This window comes from Dietzia sp. B44 (assembly GCF_014145245.1).
Lineage (GTDB): Bacteria > Actinomycetota > Actinomycetes > Mycobacteriales > Mycobacteriaceae > Dietzia > Dietzia natronolimnaea.
Genome location: NZ_JAALEF010000452.1, coordinates 1 through 1,146, shown reverse-complemented (window position 1 = coordinate 1,146; position 1,146 = coordinate 1). Strand labels below are relative to the sequence as shown.

Here is a 1,146-nt window from a genome sequence, read left to right as displayed (position 1 = left end):
CCTCGATCACCGCGACGTCGGCCGGCCGCGGCGCGGCCTGCGCGCCGTGTAGCAGGAGGGGCACGATTCTGTGCTCGCCGACCAGGTGCGGGTCGAGGTTGCGGCCCGGCCGCCCCGTCGCGAGCTCGTGGTAGCCCGGGTCGATGTAGTCGGGGCCGACCTTGTGGCCCGAGACCGTCAGGCCCCTGCGCCGCAGGGCCGCCATGAGCCCGGTGGCGACGGTGGTCTTGCCGTGACCCGACGCCGGAGCGGCCACCACGAGCCGGGGCAGGTCGGTGCGCGATCCGGTCACCACTCGATCCCCCTCTGACCCTTCTGGCCGGCGTCCATCGGGTGTTTGACCTTGGTCATCTCGGTGACCAGGTCTGCGGCTGCGACCAGTCGGGGGTCGGCGTCGCGGCCGGTGATCACCACGTGCTGGCGGCCGGGCCGCGAGGTCAGCGTCTCCACCACGTCCTCGACGTCCACCCAGCCCCACTTCATCGGGTAGGTGAACTCGTCGAGCAGGTAGAGGTCGTGCCGCTCGTCGGCGAGCCGGCGCTTGATCTCCGCCCAGCCCTCGGCGGCGTCCGCGGCGTGGTCCTCCTCGGTGCCGTCCTTGCGCGACCACGACCAGCCCGAGCCCATCTTGTGCCACTCCACGGGCCCGCCCTCACCGGTCTCGGCGTGCAGGCGGGCGAGCCGCTCCATGACCGTCTGCTCGCCGATGCGCCACTTGGCGGACTTGACGAACTGGAACACCCCGATGTCCCACCCCTGGTTCCAGGCACGCATGGCCAGGCCGAACGCGGCCGTGGACTTCCCCTTGCCGGGCCCGGTGTGGACCATGATCAGGGGCTTGTTGCGGCGTTGCCGGGTGCTCAGCCCGTCGTCGGGCACGCGGGCCGGTTGTCCCTGCGGCATCAGGCCACCTCTCCCTCTGTCAGCGCCGTGGTGCGGCGGTCAGGGGCCGTGTGGGTGCGGACGGTGTGGGTCAGTCCCTCGGCCGTCACCTCGCCCAGCGGGATGTGCTCGGCGCCCAGGTGCGTGGCGAGCTCGGAGGCCAGGCCCATGCGGAACCGGCCGCTCTCGCAGTCCACCACCACCGACGCCACGCCTAGGGAGGCCAGCCCGGCCGCCGCGGCGCGGGACCGGGCGAGGGCGTCC

At 73.0% G+C, this 1,146-nt stretch carries 2 protein-coding genes and 1 pseudogene; all 3 read right to left on the bottom strand.

What is annotated here, in order from left to right; all coding sequences use genetic code 11:
- Positions 1–292 (bottom strand): nucleotide-binding protein (locus tag G6017_RS13985; protein ID WP_524536303.1); only part of this gene is annotated, 292 nt, incomplete at its 3' end.
- Positions 289–903, bottom strand: a complete 615-nt coding sequence (cobO, locus tag G6017_RS13980) for a cob(I)yrinic acid a,c-diamide adenosyltransferase (protein WP_182617900.1) — start codon at positions 901–903, stop codon at positions 289–291. The genes cobO and G6017_RS13985, both read right to left, overlap by 4 nt.
- Positions 903–1,146 (bottom strand): annotated as a pseudogene (locus G6017_RS13975) (magnesium chelatase); the annotation flags it as partial. The gene cobO and the pseudogene G6017_RS13975, both read right to left, overlap by 1 nt.